This is a genomic window from Kitasatospora sp. NPDC057542 (genome assembly GCF_042801945.1).
Classification (GTDB): Bacteria; Actinomycetota; Actinomycetes; order Streptomycetales; family Streptomycetaceae; genus Kitasatospora.
Genome location: NZ_JBHVFE010000488.1, coordinates 1 through 6,582, shown reverse-complemented (window position 1 = coordinate 6,582; position 6,582 = coordinate 1). Strand labels below are relative to the sequence as shown.

The 6,582-nt window shown below is 70.8% G+C and carries 8 protein-coding genes; 3 read left to right on the top strand and 5 right to left on the bottom strand.

The window, feature by feature from the left end:
- Positions 1–40: 40 nt before the first annotated feature.
- The 4 genes from rplI to rpsF all read right to left on the bottom strand — a co-directional run bounded on the left by rplI (position 41) and on the right by rpsF (position 1,813).
- A complete protein-coding gene (gene rplI / locus ACFU7Y_RS37380; protein WP_224277698.1) occupies positions 41–487 on the bottom strand; it encodes a 50S ribosomal protein L9 in 447 nt (148 codons plus the stop codon).
- A 17-nt stretch (positions 488–504) separates the two neighbouring features.
- Positions 505–741: a 30S ribosomal protein S18 gene (gene rpsR / locus ACFU7Y_RS37375; RefSeq protein WP_030059640.1), complete on the bottom strand. Its 237-nt coding sequence runs from the start codon at positions 739–741 to the stop codon at positions 505–507.
- Positions 742–820: 79 nt separating this feature from the next.
- Complete coding sequence (locus ACFU7Y_RS37370) at positions 821–1,426, bottom strand: single-stranded DNA-binding protein (RefSeq protein ID WP_224277696.1); 606 nt, start codon at positions 1,424–1,426, stop codon at positions 821–823.
- 96 nt (positions 1,427–1,522) lie between these two features.
- Positions 1,523–1,813: a 30S ribosomal protein S6 gene (rpsF, locus tag ACFU7Y_RS37365; protein ID WP_188298654.1), complete on the bottom strand. Its 291-nt coding sequence runs from the start codon at positions 1,811–1,813 to the stop codon at positions 1,523–1,525.
- 319 nt (positions 1,814–2,132) lie between these two features.
- Between rpsF and ACFU7Y_RS37360 the strand changes: the two genes are divergently transcribed.
- The 3 genes from ACFU7Y_RS37360 (at position 2,133) to ACFU7Y_RS37350 (ending at position 4,802) form a co-directional block, all read left to right on the top strand.
- Positions 2,133–2,432 (top strand): hypothetical protein, encoded by a 300-nt coding sequence (locus ACFU7Y_RS37360; RefSeq protein WP_224277694.1) that lies wholly within the window; start codon positions 2,133–2,135, stop codon positions 2,430–2,432.
- A 203-nt stretch (positions 2,433–2,635) separates the two neighbouring features.
- Entirely contained in the window at positions 2,636–3,754 is a 1,119-nt protein-coding gene (locus ACFU7Y_RS37355; RefSeq protein ID WP_224277692.1) for a peptidoglycan bridge formation glycyltransferase FemA/FemB family protein, read from the top strand.
- A 13-nt stretch (positions 3,755–3,767) separates the two neighbouring features.
- A complete protein-coding gene (locus ACFU7Y_RS37350; RefSeq protein ID WP_224277690.1) occupies positions 3,768–4,802 on the top strand; it encodes an alanine racemase in 1,035 nt (344 codons plus the stop codon).
- Positions 4,803–4,806: 4 nt separating this feature from the next.
- On the opposite strand, the gene ACFU7Y_RS37345 is transcribed toward ACFU7Y_RS37350, so the two are convergent.
- The gene (locus ACFU7Y_RS37345) at positions 4,807–6,384 is read right to left on the bottom strand and encodes a glycosyltransferase family 87 protein (protein WP_224277688.1); all 1,578 of its coding nucleotides are present in this window, start codon (positions 6,382–6,384) and stop codon (positions 4,807–4,809) included.
- Positions 6,385–6,582 lie beyond the last annotated feature (198 nt).

Here is a 6,582-nt window from a genome sequence, read left to right as displayed (position 1 = left end):
CTCCCGGAGGAGTCCGGCCCTCGGGCCTTCGCTACGGAGCTCAGGCAGCCACGACGGCGACGTCGAGGTTGGCCACGACGTCCGAGTGCAGCTTGACCGAGACCTTGTGGGAGCCCACGGTCTTGATCGGCGAAGCGATCGCGACGGCGCGCTTGTCCACGGCCGGGCCGCCGGCGGCCTTGATGGCCTCGACGACGTCGGACTGGGTCACCGAGCCGAACAGGCGGCCGGCCTCGCCCGAGCGGACGGCCAGCTTGACCTGGACGCCCTCGAGCTGGCCCTTGACCTCGTTGGCGGCCTCAAGGGTCTGGATCTCGTGGATCTTCCGGGCGCGACGGATGGCGTCGACGTCCTTCTGACCACCCTTGGTCCAGCGGATGGCGTAGCCACGCGGGACCAGGTAGTTGCGGGCGTAGCCGTCCTTGACCTCGACGACCTCGCCGGCGGAGCCGAGACCCGGCACCTCGTGCGTGAGGATGATCTTCATTACTCGGTCACCCTCTCTTAGCGCGCGGTGCTGGTGTAGGGCAGCAGCGCCATCTCACGGCTGTTCTTCACGGCCGTGGCGACGTCACGCTGGTGCTGGGTGCAGTTGCCGGTCACCCGACGGGCACGGATCTTGCCGCGGTCGGAGATGTACTTCCGCAGCAGGTTCGTGTCCTTGTAGTCAACGTAGTTGACCTTGTCCTTGCAGAAGACGCAAACCTTCTTCTTCGGCTTGCGAGCAGGCGGCTTCGCCATTGTGTGCTCCATTTGGGGTTCACGGCCCGGCGGGCGTCCGGGGACGCCGGCGGCCGGGCCGCACGAAATCTGTCAGCTCTTAGAACGGGGGCTCTTCCGAGTAGCCGCCACCACCGGACGGGGCACCCCAGCCGCCGCCCTGGTTGCCACCGGACGGGGCACTGGAGGCCCAGGGGTCGTCGGAGGGGCCGGACTGGCCGCCGCCGGAGTTTCCACCCCAGCCGCCGCCACCCTGCTGGCCGCCACCGCCGCCGCCCCAGCCGCCACCGCCCTGGCCGCCACCCTGCTGGCCGCCGAAGCCACCACCGGGGCCGCCGGACCGGTTGGCCCGGGTGACCTTGGCGGTCGCCGAGCGCAGGCTCGGGCCGACCTCGTCGACCTCGACCTCGAAGACCGTCCGCTTCTCGCCTTCCTTGGTCTCGTAAGACCGCTGGCGCAGTCGGCCCTGCACGATGACGCGCATGCCGCGCTGCAGCGACTCGGCCACGTTCTCCGCCGGCTGACGCCAGACGTTGCACGTGAGGAAGAGGCTCTCGCCGTCCTTCCACTCGTTCGTCTGACGGTCGAAGGTGCGGGGGGTGGACGCGATGCGGAACTTCGCGACCGCCGCACCCGACGGGGTGAAGCGCAGCTCGGGGTCGTCGACGAGATTGCCGACGAGGGTGATGACGGTCTCGCCTGCCATGGTGGTGATGACCTCTCGGGAAGATGTCCGTTCACCGCTGTTTCACGTGAAACAGCGGACGCGAGCTACCCGAGACCCGAAGGCCTCAGAGGTGGCTCAGTGGGTGTCCGGGCGCAGGACCTTGGTCCGCAGAACCGACTCGCTCAGGCCCAGCTGGCGGTCGAGCTCCTTGACGACCTCAGGCGTGGCCTTGAGGTCGATGACCGAGTAGATGCCCTCGGACTGCTTGTTGATCTCGTAAGCCAGACGGCGGCGACCCCAGGTGTCGACCTTCTCCACCTTGCCGCCGGCGTTGCGGACGACAGCGAGGAAGCTCTCGATCAGGGGGGAGACAGCGCGCTCCTCGACCGAGGGGTCGAGGATGACCATCAGCTCGTAGTGACGCATGAGTAACCCACCTCCTTTGGACTCAGCGGCCACGGTCTCTCCGTGGCAGGAGGGTTGTGCGTAGCGTCGGCACCGGAGCAGTGACGACTCCGGCCCACCGTAACGGGAGGGTCGGACAGTCGGCCCCGCTCCACCCGAAAGAGGGTGTCACCCCGAAGAGGGCGCAAGGGGGCACAACTACACCAGTGCAGACGGCACAGCCTACCTGCACCCGGACAGCCGAACAAAACGCATAGGGGTTGTGAGAGCGGCCCAACCCCCGCAATCTGGACGGAACGGGATTCCTGCCCGTTCGTCTCCCCGCCAGGAGGTGGGACCCATGGCCCAATCCGTCCACCGCATGCCCGCGCTCACGCTGAACACCGACGGCCACCCGCACCCCCGCGAGAACACCCTGGTGGGCATCACCGCTCTCCTCGGCGTGATCGCCTTCACCACCTCGTTCTTCCACAACCTGCACCTGCTGACCTCGTGGACCGGCCTGTTCGGCATCATCACGGGCCTGTGGGGCATGTTCGTCTCGGTCACCACCGCCGAGCGCTTCGTCCTGATGATCACGCTCGGCGCCTCCGCGCTCGGCTTCTACCTCGGCATCGCCCGCGGCGGTCTCTGGGGCTGAGCCGCCCCGCGCCCGACCCGCTGGGACCGAGCCCACAGGGCCCGCCCGGAACCCTCGTCGCCCCCGTCGCGTATCTGCAGAGGAGACAGGTACCCGACGGGGGCGCCGTCGTGCCCGCCGCGGCGGGCGCCCGGGCCCCGGACGATAAGGTCAGCCCGAGAACCTGGGGCCACCGCAGCCCGACCGACGAGGAGCACCGAGCAATGAGCCTGCGCCTGAGGACGATCACCCGCGAGGAGCACCTCGCCTTCATCAGGAGCCGCGCCTCGGCCAGCCACATGCAGGTGCCGTCGTGGGGTGACGTGAAGGCCGAGTGGCGGTCCGAGTCGATCGGCTGGTTCGACGAGGCCAACCAGCTCGTCGGCGCCGGCCTGGTCCTCTACCGCCAGCTCCCGAAGCTCAAGCGCTACCTCGCCTACCTGCCCGAGGGCCCGGTCATCGACTGGTTCGACCGCGACCTCGACCGCTGGCTCTCCCCGATGCTGGCGCACCTCAAGTCGCAGGGCGCGTTCTCGGTGAAGATGGGCCCGCCGGTGGTCATCCGCCGCTGGAACGCCCCCACCATCAAGGAGGCCATCGCCGCCAAGCAGGCCAAGCGGCTGCGCGACGTCGAGGCCGACTGGTACGAGGCCCGCGCCTTCGAGGTGGCCGACCGTCTGCGCAAGGCCGGCTGGCTCCAGGGCGAGGACGGCGGCGCCGGTTTCGGTGACGTCCAGCCGCGCTACGTCTTCCAGGTTCCGCTGGCCAACCGCTCGCTGGACGACATCCAGAAGGGCTTCAACCAGCTCTGGCGCCGCAACATCAAGAAGGCCGAGAAGAGCGGCGTCGAGGTGGTCCAGGGCGGCTACGACGACCTGCCGATCTTCCACCAGCTCTACCTGGTCACCGCCGAGCGCGACAAGTTCACCCCGCGCCCGCTGTCCTACTTCCAGCGGATGTGGAAGGCCCTCGTCGCCGAGGACCCGAACCGCATGCGGCTCTACATCGCCTACCACGAGGGCGAGCCGCTGGCCGCCACCACGATGCTGGTGGTCGGCGAGCACGTCTGGTACTCCTACGGCGCCTCGGCCAACCACAAGCGCGAGGTCAAGCCGTCCAACGCCATCCAGTGGCGGATGATGCGCGACTCCTACGCCCTCGGCGGCGGCGTGTACGACCTGCGCGGCATCAGTGACACCCTGGACGAGGACGACCACCTGTTCGGCCTGATCCAGTTCAAGGTCGGCACCGGCGGCCAGGCGGCCGAGTACCTCGGCGAGTGGGACTTCCCGCTCAACAAGCTGCTGCACAAGGCCCTCGACCTCTACATGTCCCGCCGCTGAGGAGGCTGACCCGATGACGCTGTCGCTCTACCTCGACACCGAACGCTGGCGCACCCACCAGCGCTCCGTCCTCGCCGAGTTCCCCGGCCTGGTGCCGGTCGCCAAGGGGAACGGCTACGGCCTGGGCAACCACCGGCTGGCCGAGGAGGCGACGCTGCTGGGCACCGGGGTGCTCGCCGTCGGTACCGCGTACGAGGCGGCCGACGCCGCCGAGTGGTACGGCGGCGAGCTGCTGGTGCTCACCCCGTACCGGGTCGGCGAGGAGGTGCTCCCGCTGCCGCACGCCCGGGTGATCCGGACGGTGGCCAGCGTGGACGCGCTGCGCGCGCTGCACGGCACCCGGGTGGTGCTGGAGTGCATGACCACCATGCGCCGGCACGGCGTGAGCGCGGCCGACCTGCGCACCCTCGCCGCCGACCTGGAGGGCGTCGCCTTCGAGGGCCTGGCACTGCACCTGCCGATGGACCGGCCGGACGGCTCCAGCCCGGTCGAGGAGGTCGCGTACTGGGTGGACACCGCCCTGGCGGCCGGCATCCCGATGCACACCGTGTTCGTCAGCCACCTCGGCGCCTCCGGCATGGACCAGCTGGCCCAGCGCTACCCGCAGACGGTCTTCCGCGCCCGGATCGGCACCCGGCTCTGGCTGGGCGACCACGCCGCGCTGGAGGTCCGGGCCACCGTCCTGGACGTCACCCCGGTGAAGAAGGGCGACCGCTACGGCTACCGCCAGCACCCGGCGCCCACCGACGGCCACATCCTGGTGGTCGCCGGCGGAACCGCGCACGGCATCGGCCTGGAGGCACCCAAGTACCTCCAGAGCATGGGGGCGCGGGCCAAGGGCATCGCCCGGGCCGGCCTGGCGACGGTCAACAAGACCAAGTCGCCGTTCCACTGGGCCGGCAAGCAGCTGTGGTTCGCCGAGCCGCCGCACATGCAGGTCTCGCTGCTGTTCCTGGACGGGGAGACCACGCCCCCGGCGATCGGCGAGGAACTCGGTCTCCAGGTCCGGCACACCACCACGCACTTCGACCGCGTGGTGGACCGCTGAGCCGCTAGGACTTCTCGGCCGGCTCCGGCAGTCCGGGCTCGGTGAGCCACTGCTCGGGGCCGGCCGGCGCGTATCCGGCGTAGCTCTCCTCCTCGCGCAGCCGGCGGGCGGTGCCCAGCACGAACACGTCCGGGGCGCGGTCCAGGACCCCGCCGGAGGGGTCGTCGCTGCCGTCCCAACGGACCGGGTCGCGGTCCGGGTGGAGGACGTCGCGGACCACCAGGGCGACCAGGTAGAGCGTGCCCAGCAGGTGCAGCCCGATCGCGAAGTGGTACCAGCCCTCGCCGATCCCGTGCTGCTTGGAGCCGGTGACCAGGCCCAGGTGGGACCAGATGCCCAGGGTGTAGAGCACCTCGCAGGCCTGCCAGACCAGGAAGTCCCGCCAGCGCGGCCGGGCCAGCACCGCGAGCGGCAGCAGCCAGAGCGCGTACTGCGGCGAGTACACCTTGTTGACCAGCACGAACAGCGCGACCACCAGGAAGGCCAGCTGGGCGAGGCGCGGCCGGCGCGGGGCCGAGAAGCCGAGCCACGCTATGGCCAGGCAGCCCAGCACCATCAGCACGCCGATGTAGACGTCGAGGTCGGCCAGCCCGGCGCCGCGGCGCTGCATCAGGATCAGCCAGAACGAGCCGTAGTCCTCGCCACGGTGCTTGCTGAACACGTAGAACGTCGACCAGCCCCGCCAGTTGGCCAGCATGATCGGCAGGTTGACCACCAGCCACGAGCCGAGCGCACCGCCCAGCACCAGCCGGAACTCGCGCCACTTGCCGGCCCGCCAGCAGAGCACCAGCAGCGGGCCGAGCAGCAGCAGCGGATAGAGCTTGGCCGCGGTGGCCAGGCCGATGAAGACGCCGGCCCAGCCCGGCCGGGCGCCGGCCCACCAGGCCATCGCCACGGCGGCCAGGGCGACCGCGAGCAGGTCCCAGTTGACGGTGCCGTTGAGCAGCAGGACGGGGGCGAGCGCGAACAGCAGCGCGTCCCACGGGCGGCGCCGGTGGGTGCGCGAGAGCGCCACGACGGCGACCACCGCGCAGGCCATCAGCATCCCGGCGTTGATCGCCCAGAACCACTGCTCCTGGCTCTGCTGGTCCCCGCCGCCGGGCGTCAGCCAGGCCGCGACCTGCATGAACAGGCCGGTGAGCACCGGGTACTCCAGGTACTGGAGGTCCCCCGAGGAGCCCGGGATGCGGTCCACGTACGGGTGCAGCCCGGCCGCGAAGCCGCGCCCGGAGAACAGGTGCGGGATGTCGCTGTAGCAGGCGTGGATGTACTGCGGCGAGCCCGGCTGGAACCAGGCCTGCTCGTAGCAGGGCAGCTTCTGCACCATGCCGAGCACCGACACCACGATCACCGCGAGCGCCAGGAAGCGCGCCGGGATCCACCAGGAGACTCCGAGCAGCGCCCGGCGGCCCGGGGGCCCGCCGATCACCTCGCTGCCGGCCGCCGCCACCGGGTCCTCGTCGGCCGGGACGACCACGGTGTTGGCCGGCGGCGCGGCCGTGGCGACGGCTGCCGGGTGGGGCCCTGCGGCGGCGCCGGACCCGACCGGGCCGGCGGTTTCGTCACGATCGCTCGACGTCATGCCGGACATCCTGCCGCACCGGTCCCGCCGGGACGAGGAGGACCCCGCAACGGTCTGCGCCCCTGCGTGGCGGGCCGGCCCGCCAATCGTGACGAAACGGCCGTGCCGCGGACGGCGGCGGTCCCGACGGGAACGGGGCTGCGACGAGAACGGGCGCTGCGACGAAGACGGCGGTGGCGGCCCTCCGAGGAGGACCGC

What these genes read in the sequence shown, in the direction of transcription:
- rplI (WP_224277698.1), bottom strand. Translation starts at nt 487, where the DNA reads ATGAAGATCATCCTCACGCACGAGGTGCCGGGTCTCGGCTCCGCCGGC.
- rpsR (WP_030059640.1), bottom strand. Translation starts at nt 741, where the DNA reads ATGGCGAAGCCGCCTGCTCGCAAGCCGAAGAAGAAGGTTTGCGTCTTC.
- ACFU7Y_RS37370 (WP_224277696.1), bottom strand. Translation starts at nt 1,426, where the DNA reads ATGGCAGGCGAGACCGTCATCACCCTCGTCGGCAATCTCGTCGACGAC.
- rpsF (WP_188298654.1), bottom strand. Translation starts at nt 1,813, where the DNA reads ATGCGTCACTACGAGCTGATGGTCATCCTCGACCCCTCGGTCGAGGAG.
- ACFU7Y_RS37360 (WP_224277694.1), top strand. Translation starts at nt 2,133, where the DNA reads ATGGCCCAATCCGTCCACCGCATGCCCGCGCTCACGCTGAACACCGAC.
- ACFU7Y_RS37355 (WP_224277692.1), top strand. Translation starts at nt 2,636, where the DNA reads ATGAGCCTGCGCCTGAGGACGATCACCCGCGAGGAGCACCTCGCCTTC.
- ACFU7Y_RS37350 (WP_224277690.1), top strand. Translation starts at nt 3,768, where the DNA reads ATGACGCTGTCGCTCTACCTCGACACCGAACGCTGGCGCACCCACCAG.
- ACFU7Y_RS37345 (WP_224277688.1), bottom strand. Translation starts at nt 6,384, where the DNA reads ATGACGTCGAGCGATCGTGACGAAACCGCCGGCCCGGTCGGGTCCGGC.